General features: G+C 36.4%; 20 protein-coding genes and 2 riboswitches. Of the genes, 7 read left to right on the top strand and 13 right to left on the bottom strand.

Annotation, left to right across the window (positions count from 1 at the left end):
* Window positions 1–37: 37 nt before the first annotated feature.
* Window positions 38–322 carry a TonB-dependent receptor gene (locus tag CJF12_RS20270; protein ID WP_228379090.1) on the bottom strand — a complete coding sequence of 95 codons (285 nt, stop codon included), beginning with the start codon at window positions 320–322 and terminating at the stop codon, window positions 38–40.
* A gap of 45 nt (window positions 323–367) precedes the next feature.
* A complete protein-coding gene (locus CJF12_RS15480; protein WP_228379089.1) occupies window positions 368–2,794 on the bottom strand; it encodes a TonB-dependent receptor plug domain-containing protein in 2,427 nt (808 codons plus the stop codon).
* Between the two features lie 311 nt (window positions 2,795–3,105).
* Window positions 3,106–3,206: riboswitch (SAM-I-IV-variant riboswitch) on the bottom strand.
* Between the two features lie 277 nt (window positions 3,207–3,483).
* Here CJF12_RS15480 and CJF12_RS15475 point away from each other — a divergent pair.
* On the top strand, window positions 3,484–5,706 hold the full coding sequence (locus CJF12_RS15475) for an outer membrane beta-barrel family protein (RefSeq protein WP_185097162.1): 2,223 nt from the start codon (window positions 3,484–3,486) through the stop codon (window positions 5,704–5,706).
* A gap of 218 nt (window positions 5,707–5,924) precedes the next feature.
* On the opposite strand, the gene CJF12_RS15470 is transcribed toward CJF12_RS15475, so the two are convergent.
* The 11 genes from CJF12_RS15470 to CJF12_RS15420 all read right to left on the bottom strand — a co-directional run bounded on the left by CJF12_RS15470 (window position 5,925) and on the right by CJF12_RS15420 (window position 15,012).
* Window positions 5,925–6,635 carry a HesA/MoeB/ThiF family protein gene (locus tag CJF12_RS15470; protein ID WP_034684242.1) on the bottom strand — a complete coding sequence of 237 codons (711 nt, stop codon included), beginning with the start codon at window positions 6,633–6,635 and terminating at the stop codon, window positions 5,925–5,927.
* A gap of 264 nt (window positions 6,636–6,899) precedes the next feature.
* On the bottom strand, window positions 6,900–8,018 hold the full coding sequence (thiH, locus tag CJF12_RS15465; RefSeq protein WP_034684151.1) for a 2-iminoacetate synthase ThiH: 1,119 nt from the start codon (window positions 8,016–8,018) through the stop codon (window positions 6,900–6,902).
* 9 nt (window positions 8,019–8,027) lie between these two features.
* Window positions 8,028–8,801, bottom strand: a complete 774-nt coding sequence (locus tag CJF12_RS15460) for a thiazole synthase (RefSeq protein WP_034684150.1) — start codon at window positions 8,799–8,801, stop codon at window positions 8,028–8,030.
* Window positions 8,773–9,411 (bottom strand): thiamine phosphate synthase, encoded by a 639-nt coding sequence (gene thiE / locus CJF12_RS15455; RefSeq protein WP_034684149.1) that lies wholly within the window; start codon window positions 9,409–9,411, stop codon window positions 8,773–8,775. The genes CJF12_RS15460 and thiE overlap by 29 nt, the downstream gene beginning before the upstream one ends.
* Window positions 9,411–10,025 (bottom strand): thiamine phosphate synthase, encoded by a 615-nt coding sequence (locus CJF12_RS15450; protein WP_034684148.1) that lies wholly within the window; start codon window positions 10,023–10,025, stop codon window positions 9,411–9,413. The genes thiE and CJF12_RS15450 overlap by 1 nt, the downstream gene beginning before the upstream one ends.
* The gene (gene thiC, locus CJF12_RS15445) at window positions 10,022–11,833 is read right to left on the bottom strand and encodes a phosphomethylpyrimidine synthase ThiC (protein ID WP_034684146.1); all 1,812 of its coding nucleotides are present in this window, start codon (window positions 11,831–11,833) and stop codon (window positions 10,022–10,024) included. The genes CJF12_RS15450 and thiC overlap by 4 nt, the downstream gene beginning before the upstream one ends.
* 24 nt (window positions 11,834–11,857) lie before the next feature.
* The gene (gene thiS / locus CJF12_RS15440; RefSeq protein WP_034684145.1) at window positions 11,858–12,064 is read right to left on the bottom strand and encodes a sulfur carrier protein ThiS; all 207 of its coding nucleotides are present in this window, start codon (window positions 12,062–12,064) and stop codon (window positions 11,858–11,860) included.
* A 65-nt stretch (window positions 12,065–12,129) separates the two neighbouring features.
* Window positions 12,130–12,228, bottom strand: a riboswitch (TPP riboswitch).
* A 184-nt stretch (window positions 12,229–12,412) separates the two neighbouring features.
* Entirely contained in the window at window positions 12,413–13,096 is a 684-nt protein-coding gene (locus CJF12_RS15435) for an RluA family pseudouridine synthase (RefSeq protein ID WP_034684143.1), read from the bottom strand.
* A gap of 1 nt (window position 13,097) precedes the next feature.
* Window positions 13,098–13,421, bottom strand: a complete 324-nt coding sequence (locus tag CJF12_RS15430; protein WP_034684140.1) for a hypothetical protein — start codon at window positions 13,419–13,421, stop codon at window positions 13,098–13,100.
* 3 nt (window positions 13,422–13,424) lie between these two features.
* A complete protein-coding gene (panB, locus tag CJF12_RS15425) occupies window positions 13,425–14,240 on the bottom strand; it encodes a 3-methyl-2-oxobutanoate hydroxymethyltransferase (protein WP_034684138.1) in 816 nt (271 codons plus the stop codon).
* A 58-nt stretch (window positions 14,241–14,298) separates the two neighbouring features.
* Window positions 14,299–15,012: a Crp/Fnr family transcriptional regulator gene (locus CJF12_RS15420; protein ID WP_034684136.1), complete on the bottom strand. Its 714-nt coding sequence runs from the start codon at window positions 15,010–15,012 to the stop codon at window positions 14,299–14,301.
* 90 nt (window positions 15,013–15,102) lie between these two features.
* On the opposite strand from CJF12_RS15420, the gene CJF12_RS15415 reads away from it, so the two are divergent.
* The 6 genes from CJF12_RS15415 (at window position 15,103) to ccoG (ending at window position 22,740) form a co-directional block, all read left to right on the top strand.
* Window positions 15,103–17,475: a heavy metal translocating P-type ATPase gene (locus CJF12_RS15415; protein WP_034684240.1), complete on the top strand. Its 2,373-nt coding sequence runs from the start codon at window positions 15,103–15,105 to the stop codon at window positions 17,473–17,475.
* A 115-nt stretch (window positions 17,476–17,590) separates the two neighbouring features.
* Window positions 17,591–17,815 (top strand): cbb3-type cytochrome oxidase assembly protein CcoS, encoded by a 225-nt coding sequence (gene ccoS / locus CJF12_RS15410; protein ID WP_034684133.1) that lies wholly within the window; start codon window positions 17,591–17,593, stop codon window positions 17,813–17,815.
* A 5-nt stretch (window positions 17,816–17,820) separates the two neighbouring features.
* Window positions 17,821–20,082 (top strand): cytochrome-c oxidase, cbb3-type subunit I, encoded by a 2,262-nt coding sequence (ccoN, locus tag CJF12_RS15405; RefSeq protein ID WP_034684130.1) that lies wholly within the window; start codon window positions 17,821–17,823, stop codon window positions 20,080–20,082.
* 17 nt (window positions 20,083–20,099) lie between these two features.
* Window positions 20,100–20,297: a cbb3-type cytochrome oxidase subunit 3 gene (locus tag CJF12_RS15400; RefSeq protein WP_034684129.1), complete on the top strand. Its 198-nt coding sequence runs from the start codon at window positions 20,100–20,102 to the stop codon at window positions 20,295–20,297.
* 10 nt (window positions 20,298–20,307) lie between these two features.
* Window positions 20,308–21,189 (top strand): cbb3-type cytochrome c oxidase N-terminal domain-containing protein, encoded by an 882-nt coding sequence (locus CJF12_RS15395; protein ID WP_034684128.1) that lies wholly within the window; start codon window positions 20,308–20,310, stop codon window positions 21,187–21,189.
* A 96-nt stretch (window positions 21,190–21,285) separates the two neighbouring features.
* On the top strand, window positions 21,286–22,740 hold the full coding sequence (gene ccoG, locus CJF12_RS15390) for a cytochrome c oxidase accessory protein CcoG (protein WP_034684127.1): 1,455 nt from the start codon (window positions 21,286–21,288) through the stop codon (window positions 22,738–22,740).
* Window positions 22,741–22,764: the final 24 nt, after the last annotated feature.

Below are 22,764 nucleotides of genomic sequence, written 5' to 3'. Positions count from 1 at the left end.
GCTAACGCGAGGCTTTTTCTTTTATTAAGCTATACTTCTAAAACTTAAACTCCACTCTTGCAAATAAAAACCTTCCACCAATTCCATACTGAGAAACCTGTCTGGAATAAACAAATTGATTATCTGCTGTCAAAGAATTGATTAAAGGATTTTTAGAAGGCATTACATTGAAAATATTATTACTTCCTATTGTCAGTGCAACATTCTTATTGAAATCATACCCAACAGAAAGATCAGTTACAAAACGGCTATTTAAAACAAAATGCTCCTGCTTTCCTGTAACACCGTCAAAGTTAGCATCTAGCACATCTGCATCAGTCACTTTTCCAAAGAAAGAGTTTCTCAGTAAAACATTAAAATCTGATACTCACAAGGCATTGGAAAGCGTAGCCTTCACACGAGGTACCGCCTCTTCAAAGTAGACTCTGTTCGGTTCTGAAAAATAGCTATCAATCTGGCTTATTAATTTGGGAGAAGCATTAATCTCTCCAATTCTTTTTGTCTGATTGAGATTAAGACCAAAATTATTCTCCAAACTAATTCCAGAGCTAATTTTTGAAGTCTGAGAAACAGTAATATCAAGTCCTTTTGTTTGAGAATTAACTGCATTGGCAAAAAAATTAGCTGCACTTGCTCTGGCAAGATCAAAAGCGTTTTGCAGAACAGCCTGATCAGATCCTTCAGGAAAATCTATTCCCGGAGTACCTTCAGGTCTGAAAAACAAATCGGTTAGAACTACTCTATCCTTAATTTTAATATAGTAGACATCTGCTGTAACAACTAAATTCAGTTTCGGAACTTTCCATGTAATACCTGTACTATAGGACTGAGAAGTCTCCTGTTTTAGTTTCGGAATTCCTAAAGCCTGTGCTGCCTCAGAATTATTTCTAAAAGTTCCAACCTGAGTCGTATTTCCTTGTTGAATTAAGGTTGAAGTTGAACTATAATAGATTTGGGCCAAAGAAGGTGCCCTAAAGCCTGTAGAAATAGCACCTCTCCAATTGAAATTATCGACCAGCTTAACATTCGTTGCCAGCTTATAATTAAATGTTGACCCAAAATCTGAGTAGTTTTCATAACGCAAGGCTCCTTCCACTAGCCACCAATCAGTTGGTTCCAGCTCTACATCCACATAACCTGCAACACTGTTCCTGTTTCCAGAAACTGCATTTTCAGGACTGAACCCTGGGAATACCTGCGAACCGGCAGGTCTTGTTCTTCCGAAAAAATCGGTTACCAACTCATTGCCAGGTGTACTTGTAGTAACTACATTTCCAAAAATATCATAAGATGCATAAGAGTTTTGGTTTCCCGCATTTACTTTATAGTTTTCATAACGGTATTCACCACCAAAAGCAATGTTTAACCCATGTAATACATCATACTTTTTTGAAAAATCCAGGTTGACTGTATTTTGTAAAAACTCCAGTCCACCCGCTTTAAAAGATCTTGGTGAGTTATTAACTAATGAAGCGTTAAAGGTATTCACTACACCGAAGTCAAATGTATTTTTACCAAAAGTATTGCTCAGGTCTATATTCCAGTCATTCCATTTTCCTTTAATCCCTGCTGCATAAGAATTATCATTAATAGTAGCCTCTATCTGGGGTAGATACCCATTAGGTGAAAGAAAATTGACATTCCTTTCCGTATTCGGCAGACGGAAAAAGCCTCCCGCATTCCCCAGCCTATAGCTATAACCACCAAAAGAGTAAATTTTCCAATCATCATTAATAGGTACTTCTGAATTGTAATACACCTGTGCTGATTGCAGCTTCGATTGTCCAGCTCGTATACTGAAATCTTTTCGCTCAAGCCCTCTGTAAGCAAGCTCCTGATTCGTAACATCTCCTCCCAGCAATCCTTGCAACGTTGAAATGCTATTGGCATTTGAGATATCGTTTTGTAGCTGAGATGAGAAGTAATCGACCTGAGTTGCGTATTGCTTGATCGTATTAATAATCTGCTGACTGTTCGCGGTATTTCCAATATTCTTATATAATCCGTCTATATCTATTCCATTCTGAGCTGCTCTATAATTAATTGCATTATAAGCGTTATAAATATCTCCTCCCCTCACACCTGCTCTTGAGTAAGGATCCCGATATTGAGTAGAAGTTGTAATATTAAAGAAACCTTGTTTACCTACTTTAAAACCATAGTTAAGGTCTAAGGAAATAGTTTCCCCATCTACTCCTCCCGAAAAGTTATTCGTAACCGGCGAAGCATATCCGCCTAAAAATACCTGGCCGGAAAGGCCTAATCTCTTTTTGAGTCCTAAGTTCACAACACCCGCAATAGCATCAGATCCATATTGTGCAGAAGCACCATCTCTTAAAACCTCTATCTTATCAAGTGCAAATGCAGGAATAGCATTAAGGTCGGTCCCTACAGATCCTCTTCCCGGAGTTAGGGTCACGTTTATTAATGATGACTGATATCTTCTTTTCCCATTAAGAAGAACCAAAACCTGATCTGGTCCTAATCCTCGTAATTGTGCCGGGTCTACGAAATCAGTCCCGTCATTAACCGTATGGGATGTGGAGGAAAAAGAAGGAACAATATAGTTCAGTGCCTGGCTTATATTATTAACAGGACTTTGTTTTAATATTTTTGAAATGTTGATAACGTCTACCGGTACGGGTGTATCCGTTAGTGATCTTCCGCTTCCTCTTGAACCAAGCAGCACAACCTCATCTATCTTTTTTGATTTTAAAGAATCCGACTGTGCAAAGTAAAAGGTAGAAATAAGGGTGGCTGAAGTGATAATACTTCTATGTTTGAAATTATGCATGTGTTTTATTTTTAATTTTTGTATTTAATGATTCTTCGCTTAAAATTTTAAGCAATAGAATTCCGTAACCTTGAATTGCAAGGCTATACCGGAAAAGTAAAAAAGGTTTGGTTTATACTATCTGATAGAAACTAATGAAAGTTAAAAACAACAACACATACACATCACGTTATGGCATGAGTAATCATCAGAATAACGAAGCTTAGCTCCAGTATCCGAGAGACAAAAAGTCAAATTCATTGCGGTGTAGTTTCCCTTGTTCTTAAACATTGATTTTTAATTTAAAACAAAAATTTAAGATGGGAAGAATAGATTAAAACATTTTTTCCGAAAGAGAATCGGCTTATCTATTTCAGCACCTTGCTTGTTTTTGCAGGTTGCTATCCCATCTATGAGATTCTTGATAATTATTGGGCAAAGATATAAATATTTTACAAATAAAAAAATATTTTGTAAAAAAGTTAAGTTTTATGCAAAAATCCCCAAGAGCATCCTTCTTATACTATGCAGATAAAACACCACCGTTATGAGGTTAGAGCGATTATGCATAAGTTTTAAAACAGTCTTTCAAATGTCTGTTAAAAATTCAATGATAAAATAGATTTTAAGAAAATTTATTCCCGATTTTGTAAAGTCAATGTAACAAATCTTTGTTTTATGCGTCTAACTTGAGAGTAGTAAAAAGCATTATGAAGAAAATTATACTTACTTTATTCCTTTCCGGTTTTATAGTTAATACATACGCCCAGGAAAAGGCTAAAAGCCAGGTTAAGGAAAAAGAGATTGAAGGTGTCGTTATCACCAAAACTAAAAAAGCAGTTGAGCAGAAAGCCGACCGTACTATTTTTGATTTCTCTGAACAACCTCAGCTTAATAACGGAAACGTACTGGAAGGAATTAAAAAACTTCCCGGCCTTGTTTCTACGGATATTGCAGGAATGATGTATCAGGGAAAAATACTTGATGTATACCTTAACGGACGTCCACTAAATATTACCTCCAATGAATTGAATTCTTTCTTAGAGGGAATGCCTGCCAATTCTGTGGATAGAATTGAAGTGATTACACAACCCGGAGCCGAATTTCCTGCAACCTCGGGAGGTGCCATTATGAACATTATTACAAATAAAAATGCTAATAAGTACTTAACAGCCACCTATTCCGGAAACTATTCATTTACCAATTATGGTAAATTCAGAAGCAGAACCAGCAACTCTTTAAATTTAAATGCCAGAAATAAATATTTTGGATGGCAGCTTAATATCGGTCAGAACTATCGTGAAAGTATGTTGAATACCAATCAAAATGATTTATTACTAAGTAACACAGACCGAATAGGTCGTGGGTATTTTGCAAAGTCAGGATTAACATTTGATCTTGGACACGACAGATTATTAGTCAATTATGATATTTACCACAATAAAAACAGCAATTACACAGAGAGCAATGGTTTTGCCGATTTGCCTTTCATTCCTGTCAAGGACAGTATAAGAGAAGGATACTTTCATGCCTTTGATGCAGCTTATACAAACAATTTAAGGCAAGAAGCTGTCGTAACCTATCAAAAACGCTTTAGTGATAAATCTCAAAAACTGGATTTTCAGTTTGGATACACTAAATCAACCAGTAAGTTTGATCAGAATAATATTTATAGAGACATCAACTACATTAATCCCGATTATAGCTTTCCACGATTTTCTGATGGTATCTTACTCAACAATGAGTCTGATATGAGAATAGCCAACTTTAAAGTAGACTATTCCCAACCGATTAAAATTCTGGATGGAGGGAAAGTAAGTTTAGGTGGATTGTATGAAAAACAAAACTTCGATACTCAAAGCAGAGGTTTGACTAATCTTGATTATCAGAGACAAACAGCATCTACTTATCTTGAGTTCCAGGCAAAGCTGAAAAAATTTGATTTCACTTTAGGAGTCCGTGCCGAAAATTATGATATCTCCGGAATAACAAGAGTCATTGACAGTACCGGATCTGTAGTTCAGAAAGACCTACTTCCTTTTAATAAATTCAAATTGTTCCCTAACGCTAGTGTACAATATAGCTTAATGAACCAGGTATCCCTTTCTGCTAACTATAATAAGAAGATCAGTCTGCCGAGTATCTCTGTTCTTAACCCAAACAATACAACATTCCAGGGTCCTAATACTCAGGTCAATGGTAACCCAAACCTGCAACCAACCATATTTGATAATTACGAAATAAAGCTTTCGGCTTTCGATTATGCATTTATCGGATATAGTGTGAGCTCAGCAAAAAATCAGGTGGCACAAATCATTAGAAAGGAAGGTAAAAATTTATTCAATGAGCAGGTGAATATCTCCAACATGAGGATTCATAATTTTAGTGTAGGTCTTCCGGTTCCTTTTATGATTTTCAGCAAGCCTATGAGTGAAATTATGAAATTTAATTTCAATCCTGACAAGATTAACTTTATGTACATCTACGCAGGATATCAAAAACACGAGATTGATAATTTAAACAACAGAGGATTCTGGATCTTTAATGTGATGACCCAGTTAATTTTACCTAAACAGATAAAGTTAACCGCCAACTATAGCTATCTGACTCCAAGAGCAGGATACTTCTACTTTACAGCAGAAAAGCCATTCAGCAATACGGTAGACATCACTTTAACCAAAAAGTTCCTGGATAACCGCCTTACAGTTTCTGTTTTTGCCAATGATATTTTCAATGGTCAGGTAATGCAAGTACGTTCTAATCCTCCGAACGGAGAATCAGTATACCTTAGAAGTAAGTACGATACCAGAAACTTTGGAATTTCAATAAATTATAAAATTCCAACAAAAAACAAATTAGCTAAGGAAGATCCCAATATCTTAAACAATACTAAAAAAGAAGATAGCGGAGGGGTAATGCAGCAGGATAAGTAAATGGAGAGCAGTTTGGCGGAAGGGCTGAAAGGTAAAATCGCAAAACCGCGGATTCGTAAAATTGCCCAATTGCAAACTAGTTTAAATGGAAGTTTATCATTTCGATTTCGCTAGGTTAAATCTCTGAGTGATGTAACTGATCATATAAGATTAAGGAAAAAACTAAAAATGAGGCGGTAAGATTATTCTTACTGCCTCACTTATTTAAAACAATATAACTAGAAATCAATAGTTTGAAATCGCCAATTCCATGTATCAATCAGCGTCAGTTGGTTGAGATTCAATGGTAAATCGCTGACTGTTTTTAAGGTCAAATGAGCCATCATACTTCCCACAATACCCGGTAATGATCCTAGGACGCCAAGACTATCACAATCTGGAAGATTTTCTTCAACCGGTGGTTCAGGAAACAGGTCTCTTAGATTTTTACTCCCTTCGTAATTGAATACGGCAACCTGACCGGAAAAACCCAGAATACTTCCATATACCAAAGGTTTTCCTAATTTCACACAGGCATCGTTAATTAAATACCTACTCTTAAAATTGTCAGATCCATCTACAACAAGATCATATTCAGCGATTATTTCTTCAACATTTGCATCATCTATCTTTTCTTCAATGGGATTACAATGAATGTGATGATTCAAACTTTTAATAAACCGCAGCGCACTTTTGACTTTAGACTCTCCAACACTTTTTTCATTATGAATAACCTGCCGGTTCAGATTATGCAATTCTACAATATCAAAATCGGCTACTCCTAATGTCCCTATTCCTGCAGCAGACAAATACTGAATAACCGGACTTCCCAATCCTCCGGCACCTACAACAAGGATTTTTGCCTTCATTATTTTCCTTTGCCCCGCAACACCAATTTCATCAATGAATATTTGCCGGCTGTATCGAGAAAAAACATCTTCTTTTTTCATGTTAGTATTATAAAAACCGATCATTAAGATTACGGTGCTGTTTAACGTCTTATCGTTTTAAAAATCATGTGGTATTTTTAAACCACAAGAGCTTCTAAACACTTAAGACTTTTTAAGTTAAAAAAGCTATACTGAAAAGTACACTTTAGTTCTTTGAAAATCTTTGATTTTCATCTTATGTGAGCTTATTATGCAGCATTATTTTAAACTTGCTTAAGTAATACTAAAGTGTTTATATTTAAGCCTTTGTTGTTGATATAAAAATTAAAAACCACTGTAAACAGAATCCCAATCTTTCATCACAGGATCGTATCCTGCTCCTTTAATCATATTCTTGATAGTCAGCATACTTCTTTCATCACTGGTTTCAAATTGTTCAAGGGATTGCTGATCTACCGCATATCCGCCAGGATTCGTTTTTGAACCTGCACTCATCGTTGTAGCTCCCAATGAAACAATATGATTTCTGAAATTCTCATTTTCTCTTGTAGAGATTGAAATTTCCAGATCTTCATTCCAGATCCTATAAGCACAGATTAGTTGTAAGAGATCTTTATCTTCCATAATAAAATTAGGTTCTATAATTCCTTCAGCAGGTCTTAATCTGGGAAATGACACAGAAAATTTACTCTTCCAGTATTGTTTTTGCAAATAGTCTATATGCAGTGCATTAAAAAAGCTATCTACTCTCCAGTCTTCAAGCCCTAATAAAACACCTAGTCCCATTTTATGAATTTCTGCCCTTCCAATTCTGTCAGGAGTATCCAGACGAAACGGAAAGTTTGATTTCTTTCCTTTAGGATGGTATTGTTTGTACACCTCCTGATGATAAGTTTCCTGATAAACTAAAACTGAATGCACCCCTTCCTTATGCAACTGACTATATTCCTCTTCTGATAAAGGCTGGACTTCTATAGAAATATTAGCAAAATGAGGTTTTAGCAACCGAACTGCATTAAGAAAGTAAGAAATACCTACCGTCTTATTCGCCTCCCCACTTACTAATAATACATGGTTTATTCCCATTGTTTTCAGTACCATAGCCTCCATCATGAGTTCCGTATCAGAAAGGGTTTTTCTTTTAAGCTTATTATCCAGGCTGAAACCACAATAGGTACATATATTCTGGCATTCATTGCTAAGGTATAATGGAGCATACAGTTGTATGACTTTACCAAACCGTTTTTGAGTTGTAGTCTGAGCTATGGAAGCCATCACTTCCAGTTTGGATGCAGCAGCCTTTGAGATCAAATTAAAAAAATCATCCAATGTCTTTTTCTTCTTTTGCAGGCTGTATTCAACATCCGAAAGAGTAACATGATCTAATCTTTGTTTTATCTGATCCCACTGATATTGCTCAAAAATTTTTTCGAAACTATGCATGCTCATGTCTTATTCAAATAAAAAAGAAGTCAGTGGACTTGAGGCTTCTGCATGAGAGCTTATCGCTCCCAATCCTGATTCGTAAGCTCTTCTTCCCGCAATAACACCTTCTTTAAATGCCAATGCCATATTAATGGGATCTTTTGCAACGGCAATAGCTGTATTAACCAAAACAGCATCGGCTCCGATTTCCATTGCCTTAGCTGCATCGGAAGGAGCTCCTATTCCTGCATCTACAACAACAGGCACATTACTCTGGCTAATAATAATTTCAAGAAAATCTAAAGTACGAAGCCCTTTATTCGTTCCAATCGGAGCACCTAAAGGCATGACCACAGATGTTCCCGCATCTTCAAGACGTTTACACAAAACAGGATCTGCATGGATATAAGGCATTACAATAAAACCTAATTTAGCAAGTTCCTCAGTCGCGTACAATGTTTCGATAGGATCCGGTAGTAAATATTTAGGATCCGGATGGATTTCCAGCTTTACCCAATTGGTTTCCAGTGCCTCTCTTGCCAGTTGGGCAGCCAATACCGCCTCTTTAGCTGTACGAGCTCCTGAAGTATTGGGAAGAAGATGTGCATGCGTTGGCCTTAAAGCACTTAACAAATCATCTTCCTTCGAATGAGCATCCATCCGTTTCAATGCCATTGTCACCATATTGGATTCTGAAGCGATAATAGATTGTGTCATTTCCGCCAGATTTCCGAACTTGCCAGTTCCTAAAAAAAGTCTTGATTCAAAACTTCTATCTGCTATTTTTAATATCTGATTCATTTAAAGCTTGTTTTATTTCGTTAACAATCGATGGCTGATGGGTGATTTGTCCAGAAACAGCAACTCCATATATTCCGATTTGTTGTAATAATTCTATATCATCCAGTTGTACACCTCCTATTGCATAGATTTTAGGCAGATCAAAAGATCTTTCTTTTAGATGTTGAATTAATTTGTGATACCCTTCAAAACCTAAAACAGGGCTGAGCTTTTCTTTTGTAGAAGTAAACCTGAGTGGTCCTAAACCAATATAATCGCATTGCTCAGACATTCTTTGAAGTACATCAACCAAAGTATTAGCTGTCCCTCCAATTATTTTTCTGGGTTCTAAAATTTTTCTTGCCTCCAAAACGGAAATATCATTTAACCCTACATGCACGCCATCCGCATCAATCTTTTTGGCCAGCTCTGCATGATCATTAACAATGCATATGGCCTGGTAATCTGTACATAATAATTTTGCTCTCTCACAAAGCTGTATCAATTCACCGGCAGGAGCATTTTTCCATCGTACCTGTACCCATTGCACTCCTGCATCTAATGCTTTATAAATATTTAATTCCTGATCTTCTTTTGTATTCCCCTGAGAGATATATTGCAGTCTTTTCATTAGCTTTTAAAACTTTTTATTTTAATATGATCCTCATATAAAAACCTTACACGTTTTAGCACCTCAACAGGTTGGTCACTTTGCCATATAGCCCCTAGTAATGCAACTCCATGAATTCCTTTATAGAGGGCTTCCAATATATTTTTCTCATGAATTCCTCCCAGGGCAATCAAGCCTACATCTTTATTATTTTGCTGTTCACACTCTTTGAGAACAGTTTTCTCATTCCCATATCCCTTTTTAGAAATACTTGGAAAAAATGGACTAAGAAAAGCATATTCCCATTCTTTTCCCAAGTCATTATATTCCTTAATATCATGCACAGAAGTAGATATAATATAATCCTGAACATAAGCCACATATGATCTGGTAAACCGGTCCGCCTCCCTGAAGTGCAACCTGGAAATACCATATGGCTCAGCAAGCTCAAAATGACTATGCAATACACATTGAGAATAAAATACAGGATCAATAGCATCTAGAAAAGTTTTCATTTCCTGATCAGAAGCAAAAGGCTTTCTCACATGAAGTAGATCGAGCCCCTCCCGAAACATTTGATTAATCACTGTTGTTTCATTCTGAATCAACTCCTCAGGAGTTATGACTATGATCATAAATAGATCTCTTTTCCGTTCTCAATAAATTCTTGTGACTTGGTAAGCATTCCCATTTCTGCAGAATCTCTTATTTCCTGAGTAATTTTCATGGAACAGAATTTCGGCCCACACATCGAACAAAAATGAGCAATCTTTGCTCCTTCTGCAGGAAGAGTTTCATCGTGATATGCTTTTGCGGTCTCAGGATCTAATGACAGGTTGAACTGATCTTCCCATCTGAATTCAAATCTCGCTTTACTTAAAGCATTATCTCTATATTGGGCGCCAGGATGGCCTTTAGCCAAATCTGCCGCATGAGCAGCAAGCTTATAAGTAATCACCCCATCCTTAACATCTTTTTTATTCGGCAGACCTAAATGTTCTTTTGGAGTGACATAACACAACATGGCACAACCAAACCATCCGATCATCGCTGCTCCAATACCGGAGGTAATGTGATCATACCCAGGTGCAATATCCGTAGTCAATGGTCCTAATGTATAAAACGGAGCCTCATGACATTCTTCCAACTGCTTCTCCATATTTTCCTTGATCATATGCATCGGTACATGACCCGGTCCTTCTATCATTACCTGTACATTATGCTTCCATGCTATTTTTGTAAGCTCTCCTAACGTTTCAAGCTCTGCAAACTGAGCCGCATCATTCGCATCCGCAATAGAACCCGGTCTCAACCCGTCACCTAAAGAGAAAGCAACATCGTACTTTTTCATGATTTCACAAATCTCCTCAAAGTGGGTATATAAAAAGTTTTCTTTGTGATGATAAAGACACCATTTTGCCATAATGGAACCTCCTCTTGAAACAATTCCCGTTACCCTGTTAACCGTAAGGTGAATATATCGTAATAAAACTCCGGCATGAATGGTAAAATAAGAAACTCCTTGCTCTGCCTGTTCTATCAAAGTATCTTTAAATACTTCCCATGTAAGATCTTCCGGTACTCCTTTCACTTTTTCCAATGCCTGGTAAATAGGAACGGTCCCTATGGGAACAGGACTGTTTCGGATAATCCACTCCCTGGTTTCATGAATATTTTTTCCGGTAGAAAGATCCATAATAGTATCGGCTCCCCATCGGCAGGCCCAAACTGCTTTTTCAACCTCTTCTTCAATGCTTGATGAAACCGCACTGTTTCCGATATTCGCATTTATTTTTACCAGAAAATTTCGTCCGATAATCATAGGCTCACTTTCCGGGTGATTAATATTATTGGGAATAATTGCTCTCCCTGCGGCAATTTCATCCCTTACAAATTCAGGAGTAATTTTATTTTTAGGGGTATTTGCCCCAAAGCTGTTTCCGGGATGCTGTGAAGCCATTTCTTTGGAAACAAAATCAAGCTGTTCTATTTTCTGGTTCTCCCGGATTGCTACATATTCCATTTCAGGAGTGATGATACCTTGTTTTGCATAATATAATTGAGTCACCTCTTTCCCCTCAAAAGCTACTTTAGGCTTATGATTATAGGAAAAGCGTAAATCATCGAGTTTAGGATCTGCCAAACGTGCTTTACCATATTCTGACGATATACCTTCTAATACATTTACATCTTTTCTATCCAGGATCCATTGTTCCCGTATTCTTGGGAGGCCTTTTAAAATATCAATTTCAGAATTTTCATCAGTATACGGTCCTGATGTGTCATAGATAGTTACTGGAGGGTTCTCCTCAAGACCACCTCGGCTAAGTTTAGTAGGACTCAGATGTATCTCACGCATCGCAACATAGATATTATGAATTGAGCCTTCTACATAAACTTTTTTGGAATTGGGAAACGGCGAACGGGTTATTGAATGTGCCATAAGTACAGGTATTATTATTGAAGATTAACCGCCTTGTGTGGCAGTGATAATTAAAATTGAATCATTGTTCTGAAGTAATGTGTCCGGCCACGACGAAATAGGAACAATACGGTTGTTTAAAGCAACAGCAATTCCTTTTTTCTTTCCGGGAGCCTCTAAATTCATGAGTTCCTCCAAATTCTCTGGAGGGAGCGCAAAAATTTTTCTTGTGTGGTTGATTAAGAGTTCCATTCTAAAGTTTTAATTAAACATATCACTTTAGGAATGGCTATAATTGTACAATAGTATGTACAACAGAAAGTCATCTCACTTTTCCCTACGCTGGTATGATCCAGATCAGGTTCAAAGGGTAAAATCTCAGTCTGTTTTATCAACAGACACCCCTAAAGTACTCGACGAAGATAGTTATTTTTTCAAAACAGGCAAAATTTGAAGGCTATTTCGAAAGGCCGGAAGATAGGTGAGGAATATTGGAGGGCATTAAAACCCAAAAAGAAATAGAATTTCTTTTAATAAATGAGGCCAAATAAAAAATGGAAACCGAATATATCTTCTGGCTTCCATCTTCTAACTTCTTTTCTACACCCCTTCTTCACAAGCTCTCCAAATAGCATCATTTTGTGGTACAGGAGCAATAATTTCAATTTCTTCTTTTGTGACCGGATGAATAAACTTCAGCATTCTGGCGTGAAGATTAATTCCTCCATCAGGGTTAGAACGGGGTGCTCCATACTTTAAATCTCCTTTAATCGGACTCCCTGTTTTAGATAATTGTGCCCGGATCTGGTGGTGCCTTCCTGTTTCCAGGTCTATTTCAAGAAGCATATAGTTGTCCAGACTTTTTATAACCGTATAAGTTAATATCGCTTCTTTAGCTCCATCTGTTGGTTTGGTAAAAACAATTGCCTTATTATTTTTTTCGTTTTTCTTTAAATAATGAACGAGTTTCTGACTTTGTGGAATCATTTCTTTAGAAACCACCGCCCAATAAGTCTTTTCTATTTCCCTGTTTTTTACCATCTGGGTCAAACGGGAAAGTGCTTTTGAGGTTTTAGCATAGATTACCAATCCGGAAGTTGGGCGGTCTATACGATGCACCAAACCGAGAAAAACATTTCCCGGTTTAGCGTCTCTTTTTTTTATAAAATTTTTTATCGATTCCAATAATGACTCATCTCCTGTCTTATCGCCCTGCACAAGCTGGCCAACTTTTTTATTGATCACCAGAAGATGGTTGTCTTCATAAACAATCTGTTCCTCCATTTTACCTGCTCTGTCTTGATCTGCCGGCCAAAGAAAAAAGAATTCCTCCCAAAAGCCCAATCGTTTTCATTCCTGCTAATCTTGATTCTAATGGCAAAAAAGCACCTATAATACACAGACCAGCTGCGGCATACATTCCATAAACGAAATTTCTATTGGAAAGAAATGGTGCCTGAATAATAAAGCTTATTCCTATCACAATATAAAACACTCTTCGGGAAAGAATTTCATTCACTTCTGGTGAAAATAAATTAAACCATCCTACTGCCAGACAGATTAAAGCGATAACGGAGATTACTCCCTGTATAGTTTGTTGATTTTTCATTAATTAATAACTTTCTTTTTCGTTTGGGAAATCGACGTTTTTTACGTCTTTTACATATTGAGATACAGCTCCTGTAATTTCAGTATAAAGATCAAGGTATCTTCTTAAAAATTTTGGGCTGAATCCCTGATTCATTCCTACCATATCATGATAAACCAAAACCTGTCCGTCACAATCAGGACCTGCTCCGATTCCGATCGTCGGAATTGAAATGCTTTCTGATACTTTTTTAGCCAGATCTGCCGGAATTTTTTCTAAAACAATAGAAAAACATCCCAGTTCTTCCAAAAGTTGTGCGTCACTGATTAGTTTTTCAGCTTCTGCTTCATCCTTTGCTCTCACTTTATAAGTTCCAAATTTATAAATAGACTGAGGTGTTAATCCTAAATGCCCCATGACAGGAATGCCTGCATTAACAATTTTCTTGATCGATTTAGAAATTTCTTTCCCTCCTTCAATTTTTACGGCATGAGCTCCTCCTTCTTTCATCATTCTCACAGCAGATTCCAATGCTTTTTCCGGGTTACTCTGATAAGTACCAAAAGGTAAATCAGCAATAACCAAGGCTCTGTCTACTCCACGAACAACACTTTGAGCATGATAAATCATCTGATCTAAAGTGATCGGTAAAGTCGTTTCAAACCCTGCCATCACATTCGCTGCAGAATCCCCTATCAAAATAGCATCAACACCTCCTGCATCTACCATCTTTGCCGTGGTAAAATCATACGCGGTAAGCATTGTTATTTTTTCCTTGTCGAATTTCATTTTGCGCAAGGTTTCAGTCGTAACTTTTTTAATTTCAGAGTGAACAGACATAATGGATCTATTTTTAAAGTTAAAAAGTCGGCTTCCGCCGACTTGATTTTTGTATGGTTTATAAAACTACGTGACCTAGTTTCATTAGTTTATCGTGATTGAGGATTTTGATATTCCTTCCGTCTACCTCGATGAGGTCGTCCTGTTTAAATTCAGAAATCAGACGGATGGCACTTTCAGTAGCTGTACCAATAATATTAGCGATCTCCTCCCTTGTTAAAGAAATTTTAATAAACCCTTCAGGATCTACTCCTAATTTCTGTTCCAAAAGCAATAAAATCTCTGCGAGCCTTTCTCTTACTGTCTTTTGAGCAAGGAAAGTAATGGTGTTGGAAGATTCCCCTAATTCATACGCGATTTTCTGAAGCATTACAAATGATAACTGAGAGTCTACCTCCAAAAGAAACATAAACACATCGGCAGGTAGAAAAGTACACTCAATATCAGTCATTGCTTCAGCCTTAGCTTGAAAATTTTCTCCGCAAAGTAAAGACCGGTAGCCAATGATATCTCCTTCTTTAATAAATCTTAAAATCTGATCCTTTCCAAAAGCTCCAGATTTAGAAAGTTTAGCGGCTCCACTTTCTAAAAAGTATACTCCTTTCGGAATTTCCCCATCTTCAAAAATAGTGTCGTGTTTTTGAAAAATTAATTTTTTCTTTGTGCTGATGTATTTTTCAAAATCTGCGCTTGAAAGCCTTTCCTTAAGTGATTTATCATTAAAAACTCTGGCGAACCTCTCTTCAATTGCAATCTGTTGTTCCTGCGACATTTTAATATGACATTTATCACAAAAATAGAACATTTTAACTCGATAAACAAAAAAAATTGTTATAATTTTGTCCGTCAATAATTTATGGAGGTGAGCGAGAACTGTTTTCATTGTGGACAAGGCATAGAAAAGGAAAGAATTCTTTTTGATGAAAAAACTTTTTGCTGCAACGGATGCAAGTCTGTCTACGAAATTCTGAATACCAATAATCTAAGTAATTTTTACGAGTTAAATAAAAGAGCAGGAATTCGCCCTAGTGACGAGAACTCTTCTCAATTCGATTACCTGGATACTCCTGAAATTTTTGAAAAAGTAACCGATTTCTCCGAAGGGAATACCAGTTTGGTTACCTTTAAAGTCCCTGTCATTCACTGTTCTTCTTGCATATGGCTTTTGGAAAGCCTTCATACCCTAAATGATGGGATCAAGTATTCTCAGGTTAATTTTACAAGAAAGACCTTACAGGTTTCATTCAATCATAACGAATTAAAATTAAGCGAATTAGCTAAATTTTTAACCAATCTTGGTTATAAACCGGTGATCAGTCTTGAAACCGCAGAGAAAAATATAGACCATCTGGATAAATCTCTGCTGGTAAAACTTGCCATTGCAGGTTTTGCATTTGGTAACGGAATGTTTCTGGCTTTTCCAGAATATATAGGCGGTGAAGATTACTGGATGCAGCATTATAAAGGACTCTTCAGGACTTTAATGTTTTTACTTGCAATCCCTGTCGTTTTTTATTCAGCTTCAGATTATTATAAATCTGCCTGGTATGGGCTAAAAAACAAAATCGTTAACATCGATGTGCCTATCGTTCTTGGTATTTTTGTTTTATTCGGCAGAAGTATCTACGAAGTAGTGACAGATTATGGTCCAGGATACTTTGACACCCTGTGTGGACTTTTATTCTTTATGCTTTTAGGAAAAACCTTTCAGAAAAGAACCTACAGCTCTCTTTCCTATGATCGTGACTACAAATCATTCTACCCAATTGCGGTTACTAAAGTGGATTTCAATGGAAAACAGGATAATATTCTTCTTTCCGAAATCAAAGTAGGAGACAGAATCTTAGTCAGAAACCAGGAAATCATTCCTGTAGATGCTATTCTGATTAATGGAGAGGGCAATATAGACAATAGCTTTATTACAGGAGAAAGCGAAAGCATTAGCAAACAACCGGGAGATAAAATTTTCGCAGGAGGAAAACAAATAGGATCATCTCTTGAATTAGAAGTGATCAAAAATGTAGATCAAAGTTATTTAACACAACTTTGGAATAAGGAAGCCTTTAAGAAATACGAAACCGGGCTAGATACCCTTACCAATAACATAAGCAAATACTTTACTTTTATTATATTAGGTATTGCTTTAGTATCAGGAATTTATTGGTCATTTATTGATCTGGAAAAAATGTTCCAGGTAGTTTCCGCAATTTTAATCATCGCATGCCCTTGTGCACTCGCTCTTTCCGCACCATTTACTTTTGGTCACATTATGAGGATTTTAGGCCGAAATAAATTCTACGTAAAAGACACACTTACCATTGAAAAGATTGCTAAAATCGACACTTTAGTATTTGATAAAACAGGAACGATCACCCATAGAAAAAAGACCAATATTAAATATGAGGGCTCCGAAATTCAGGAGTTCGATCTCTCCAATATCAAAACATTATTAAAAAACTCCAATCACCCACTTTCAAAATCTTTATATGAGTTTATAGACATTAATGATGATTATTTCCCTGTTGAAAATTTTCAGGAAATTTCAGGAAAAGGATATGAGGCCAGCGTAAGAGGAAACATTTATAGAATAGGATCTGCAAAATACAATAACCAGGAATCCAAAAACCTTGAAACTGCAGTCTATATAAGTAAGAATGGCGAATTCCTGGGCAAGTATATATTTAAAAATGAATATAGAGAACATCTAAAAAACCTGTTTAACACTCTTACAAACTACAAAATTTTTATACTGAGTGGAGATAACTCCTCAGAAGAAAAGCAGTTAAAAGACATTATTCCAAACTGCCAGGCAATGGCCTTCAATCAAAGTCCGGAAGATAAGCTGAACTACATCAAAGGATTACAGGATAAAAATCTAAAAGTAGCTATGCTCGGAGACGGCTTAAATGATGCCGGAGCATTAAAACAAAGCAATGTAGGAATTGCTATTTCCGATGATACCAATACCTTTACTCCTTCTTCGGATGTGATTATGAATGGAGATAAAGTGGTGAGTCTGGACAAATATCTGAACGTCTGCAAAGGCTCTATAACTATTGTGAAAATGACATTCATAATAAGTTTCCTGTATAATATTGTTGGTTTAAGTTACGCTGTTACAGGGCATATGCATCCGCTCTTTGCCGCGATAATCATGCCAATAAGCTCCATCACAGTAGTTACCTTTACTACAGTTTCAACCTGGATCCTGGGAAGAAAATACTTTAAGAAATAGGCGCGAAACCCCTTATTTAGACTGATTTTAAATTAGCCAGAATCCGTATTTCGTGATGAATGTCATTATTTTTCACTAAATTTGAACCCCGAAAATAGGTTAATTTTGTTGTCAAATGGATATTCTATATTTAATGATCCTATGCAGTGTTTCTTTAGCTGCAATTTTCTTGGTCGTTTTTATAGTCAACGCCAGGAAAGGACAGTTTGAGGATGATGAATCTCCAGCTGTAAGAATCCTTTTTGACTCCGGTGAAATAAAGGAGAAAGAGAAAGATGGCAACAAAAATGACGAGAAAGAAAAAGGAGAAAATAATAAAATTGAAGAAAAAAGTGAATAGTTGATATGGAGACACAAAAGTTTAGTTATGACAACAATATTGTTCGGGCATTTCTTTATGCGACCATAGTTTTTGGGCTTATAGGGTTTTTGTTCGGGCTTACAGCAGCCTTAATGCTTTTCTACCCTGAGCTTCCTGAATTTTTATTTGGTACAGACGATACTACCATTCAGAGTTTAAAGAGTGGTAATATTCAAGGGCTAATTAATACTCATGGTGCATTTGGTTTTGGTAGAATCAGAATGTTGCACACCAATACCGTAATCTTTGCATTCGTATGTAATATCGTTTATACCGGTATTTATTACTCTTTACAAAGATTATTAAAAACAAGAATGTACAGTGATACATTATCTTGGTTACATTTCTGGACTTGGCAGTTTATGATTGTTGCTACGTTCATTACATTCTTTATGGGGATTAACACTTCAAAAGAATATGCTGAACACGAATGGCCAATCGATATTTTAATTGCGTTTTCGTGGATTATCTTTGGTATCAACATGTTCTTAACTATTGCTAAGAGAAGAGTAAGACACCTTTATGTAGCCATCTGGTTCTATATTGGTACTTGGATCGCAGTAGCAATGCTTCATATTTTCAACAACCTAGAAGTTCCGTTATCTTTCACAGGATGGAAGTCATATTCAGCATATGCTGGAGTAAAAGATGCTATCGTACAATGGTGGTATGGTCACAATGCGGTTGCATTCGTATTGACAACTCCGGTTCTTGGTTTAATGTATTATTTCTTACCAAAAGCTGCAGATAGACCGGTTTTCTCATACAAACTATCTATTATCCACTTCTGGTCATTAATTTTCGTATATATTTGGGCTGGTCCTCACCACCTTCAGTATACTGCCCTTCCAGCATGGGCTCAGGCAGTAGGAACAGGATTCTCTATCATGCTTATCGCACCATCATGGGGAGGTATGCTTAATGGTCTTCTTACCTTAAGAGGAGCATGGGATAAAGTAAGAGAAAACCCGATTCTTAAATTCTTCGTAGTTGCAGTTACTTGTTATGGTATGGCAACATTCGAAGGACCGCTTTTAGCAACTAAAAACATTAACAAAATTGGTCACTTTACGGACTGGGTTATCGGTCACGTACACTTAGGAGCTCTAGGATGGAATGGTTTCATGGCATTCGGGGTAATCTATTATTTGGTTCCAATTTTGTGGAGAACAAAAATTTGGTCTGTAAAATTAGCTAACTGGCATTTCTGGTTAGGTACTTTAGGAATTATTTTCTATGCAGTTCCAATGTATATTTCAGGATTTACACAAGGATTAATGTGGAAGCAGTTTAATCCGGACGGGACATTATTGTGGAAAAACTGGTTAGATACCGTTACTGCAATTATCCCTTATTTTAAAATGAGATTCTTAGGAGGTTTATTCTATATCTCAGGAGCCATCTTAATGATTGTAAACGTTGTTGCAACAGTAAGAAAAGGATCATTCCAAAAAGAAGTTCCTGCAGAAGCACCTGCTTTGGCTAATATTGGTAACAAACGTAAAGAGGGAGAGGGAACTCACCTTTGGTTAGAAAGAATGCCGGTATTATTAGGTATCTTATCTTTCTTCACAATATCTATCGGTAGTTCAGTAGAAATTATCCCTACACTATCACTTAAAAAGAGTGTTCCTACCATTTCAGCGGTGAAGCCTTATTCTCCTTTAGAATTAGAAGGTAGAGATATTTATATCCGTGAAGGATGTAACGCTTGTCACTCTCAGATGATCAGACCGTTCAGAGATGAGATCGTTCGATTCAACGGTAAAAACGGACAGTATTCAAAAGCCGGAGAATTCGTTTATGACAGACCATTCTTATGGGGTTCTAAAAGAACAGGACCGGATTTACATAGAGAAGGAGGTAAAAACCCAAGTTCTTGGCACTACAAGCACATGTATAACCCAAGATCTACATCTGCAGGTTCTATCATGCCTCGTTACCCTTGGTTGATCGCTACTAATTTAGATAGATCTAAAATGGTTGATAAAATGTTACTGATGAAAAATACTTTCGATGTACCATATACAAAACCTCAGGTAGATTCTGCTAATAAATGGGCAGACAATCAGGCAGCAAAAATTGTAAAAGATATTTTCTCTGAAGCGAATGACTTAAAAGAAGCTTACGCAAAGAGACCTCAAGGGGAATTAGAGAAAAAAGAAATTGTAGCTCTTATTTCTTACTTACAGAGATTAGGTACAGATATCAAGACAACAGAAATTAAAACAGCAAGTAATAACTAAAAACATTAAAAGGCTCAATGATTCCTCAGAACTTTAAAGATATATTATCCAATACAGAAAACGCTGGTCTTTACCAGACGCTGGCTCTGATTTTCTTTATGATGTTCTTCATCGCTCTTGTTATATATGTATTTAGCAGGCCTAAAAAATATTACAAAGAAGAAGAAGAAGCACCTCTGCAGGATGATGAGGACGATTTTAATTTAAAAAATTAAACTATTTATTATGAAACAAAGAACACCGGTTGTTGTAAACATTTTAATAATAATTGGACTTTTAATAGTTTTTTATTATTTATTTGTACAAAGCTACTCGTTTTTAGCTTCACCATACTTCTGGGGAACTGTTGTGATAGCTGCTATCCTGGCTTATATTCATAGCTCAATTGGAGATTTAATTGAGAATAATAAATTCAAAAAATTAACTCCTGAAGAAAAGGCGGCTTATTTAGCTGAGAAAAAGATCCCTTTCCTAAGAAGAATGTATGATAGTGCTTTCAAAAAGCAATCTGTTACTGAAGAGAAAGATATCCTTATTGACCATGGTTTTGATGGGATTATGGAATTGGATAATCAGCTTCCAAAATGGTGGGTAGGTTTATTCTGGTTTGGGACCGCTTTTTGTATTGTATATATTGCAGCATTCTCTTTTACAGATTTTGCTCACCCAATAAGCGAATATGAAAAAGAATATAAAGAGCAGATTGCAAGTATTGCAGAGTATGAAAAAACTCAGCCTCCTGTAACTATTGAAACAGCTAAATATTCAGCAGATAATATTGCAGACGGTAAAGAACTTTTCAAAACAAACTGTGCATCTTGTCACGGTGAAGACGGAAGAGGAGGAATCGGACCGAACTTGACAGATAATTACTGGATCAACCAGCCAGAGAAGACTTTATTTAAAAACGTTTTCCATATGGACTGGAATGGTTCTCCAACCAACCCTTCAATGAGAGCTTTCGGTAAAAACGGAGAAGTATCCGGTGCTGAAATTGAGAAGATTGCAGCTTTTGTATATCACATCAATCAAGAACAGCCACCAATTACACCTGCTCAGGGTGGAGCTGCTCCTCAAGGAACAGAAGCTCATTGGGAAAAAGAATAATTCAAAAAAAATTAAAACATATGAAAAGCATAATTTGTTATTAGAAGAAAAAATAGTAACCAATTATGCTTTTCTTTTTTTAAATACATTAGAAAAATGTCAGACATAGAAGAAATAGAAGTACGCGGCGGACAGGGACAGGTTCTGGACCCTGAAACTTACAGAGATTCTATAGGGACAATGGAGCAATCCGGAAAAAGAAGATGGGTCTTCCCAAGGAAACCTAAAGGTAAATTTACCAACTATAGAAATATTGTAAGCTACACTTTACTGATTATATATTTTGCAATTCCATTTTTAAAGATTAATGGAAACCCATTCCTTTTATTAAACGTTATCGATAGGGAGTTCTTTATTTTCGGACAACCTTTCTATCCTCAGGATTTTTTCATCCTTACTTTAGGAGCTATAACATCTTTAATATTCATTATTATTTTTACGATTGCATTTGGAAGAATTTTCTGCGGATGGATATGTCCTCAGACAATTTTTATGGAATCGATATTTCGTAAAATTGAATATCTTATTGAAGGTGACAGAAATAAGCAAATGAAGCTGGACAGACAGCCCTGGAACGGAGAAAAAATATGGAAGAGGAGCTTAAAGTGGTCAGTTTATATTGTGATTTCCTTGATCATTACCCATTTCATGTTCATGTATATTGTAGGATATAAAGAAGTATTCAGAATTGTTTCTGAAGGCCCATTTGCCAATCCTACCAATTTCATTGTTATGATTCTTCTAACCGCAGCATTTTATTTTGTATTTGCATGGTTCAGAGAGCAGGTATGTACATTAGTTTGTCCATACGGAAGACTACAAGGTGTTTTGATTGATAAAGACACCATCAATGTATTCTACGATTTCAAGCGTGGGGAAAACCGTTCTAAATGGAGAAAAGGTGAAGACAGAAAAGCTGAAGGTAAAGGAGATTGTATAGATTGTCACCAATGTGTTGTTGTATGTCCTACCGGAATTGATATCAGAGATGGACAACAGCTTGAATGTATTAACTGTACGGCCTGTATTGATGCTTGTGATGAAGTAATGGAAAAAGTAGGCCTTCCAACAGGACTGATTCGTTACGCTTCGGAAAATGAAATTGAAAACGAAACTCCGTTTAAGTTCACAGGAAGAATGAAAGGCTTTTCTCTAGTTTTGGTACTATTAGTAGGCTTCTTAGGCTACCTTCTTTATAATCGTGGAGAAATGGAAGCCAAATTCATTAAACCTGCAGGAAGCACATTCTTTGTAAGAGATGGTAAGATTACAAACACCTATAATTATACCTTCTTAAATAAAACAAACGACAAGAAAATCGTAACGGTTAAAGTAATAGAACCGGCAAAAGGTGAAGTGATCTACAGCGCATCAAGCAAGATCACAGTGGAAAGAGATAAGATTTCGAAAGGAACGATAAATATCAGTTTCCCTGAAAATGAAATGAAGTTATCTAAACAAAATATTACGATAGGGATTTATGATATGCAGGGCAAATTAATTGACTCTTATAAAACCTATTTCGAGGGACCTTTTAAATTAGATTTTTAATCATAATACAAGACAAATAAAAAA

Origin of the sequence: Chryseobacterium piperi, from assembly GCF_002285635.2 — a bacterium.
In the GTDB taxonomy this organism is placed as follows: domain Bacteria; phylum Bacteroidota; class Bacteroidia; order Flavobacteriales; family Weeksellaceae; genus Chryseobacterium; species Chryseobacterium piperi.
Note: the sequence above shows the minus strand (reverse complement) of the source record. Positions and strands in the feature narration are given on the sequence as shown.

Coding starts and splice junctions, on each gene's coding strand:
- CJF12_RS15480 (WP_228379089.1), bottom strand. CDS start 2,794: ATGCATAATTTCAAACATAGAAGTATTATCACTTCAGCCACCCTTATT.
- CJF12_RS15475 (WP_185097162.1), top strand. CDS start 3,484: ATGAAGAAAATTATACTTACTTTATTCCTTTCCGGTTTTATAGTTAAT.
- CJF12_RS15470 (WP_034684242.1), bottom strand. CDS start 6,635: ATGAAAAAAGAAGATGTTTTTTCTCGATACAGCCGGCAAATATTCATT.
- thiH (WP_034684151.1), bottom strand. CDS start 8,018: ATGCATAGTTTCGAAAAAATTTTTGAGCAATATCAGTGGGATCAGATA.
- CJF12_RS15460 (WP_034684150.1), bottom strand. CDS start 8,801: ATGAATCAGATATTAAAAATAGCAGATAGAAGTTTTGAATCAAGACTT.
- thiE (WP_034684149.1), bottom strand. CDS start 9,411: ATGAAAAGACTGCAATATATCTCTCAGGGGAATACAAAAGAAGATCAG.
- CJF12_RS15450 (WP_034684148.1), bottom strand. CDS start 10,025: ATGATCATAGTCATAACTCCTGAGGAGTTGATTCAGAATGAAACAACA.
- thiC (WP_034684146.1), bottom strand. CDS start 11,833: ATGGCACATTCAATAACCCGTTCGCCGTTTCCCAATTCCAAAAAAGTT.
- thiS (WP_034684145.1), bottom strand. CDS start 12,064: ATGGAACTCTTAATCAACCACACAAGAAAAATTTTTGCGCTCCCTCCA.
- CJF12_RS15435 (WP_034684143.1), bottom strand. CDS start 13,096: ATGGAGGAACAGATTGTTTATGAAGACAACCATCTTCTGGTGATCAAT.
- CJF12_RS15430 (WP_034684140.1), bottom strand. CDS start 13,421: ATGAAAAATCAACAAACTATACAGGGAGTAATCTCCGTTATCGCTTTA.
- panB (WP_034684138.1), bottom strand. CDS start 14,240: ATGTCTGTTCACTCTGAAATTAAAAAAGTTACGACTGAAACCTTGCGC.
- CJF12_RS15420 (WP_034684136.1), bottom strand. CDS start 15,012: ATGTCGCAGGAACAACAGATTGCAATTGAAGAGAGGTTCGCCAGAGTT.
- ccoS (WP_034684133.1), top strand. CDS start 17,591: ATGGATATTCTATATTTAATGATCCTATGCAGTGTTTCTTTAGCTGCA.
- ccoN (WP_034684130.1), top strand. CDS start 17,821: ATGGAGACACAAAAGTTTAGTTATGACAACAATATTGTTCGGGCATTT.
- CJF12_RS15400 (WP_034684129.1), top strand. CDS start 20,100: ATGATTCCTCAGAACTTTAAAGATATATTATCCAATACAGAAAACGCT.
- CJF12_RS15395 (WP_034684128.1), top strand. CDS start 20,308: ATGAAACAAAGAACACCGGTTGTTGTAAACATTTTAATAATAATTGGA.
- ccoG (WP_034684127.1), top strand. CDS start 21,286: ATGTCAGACATAGAAGAAATAGAAGTACGCGGCGGACAGGGACAGGTT.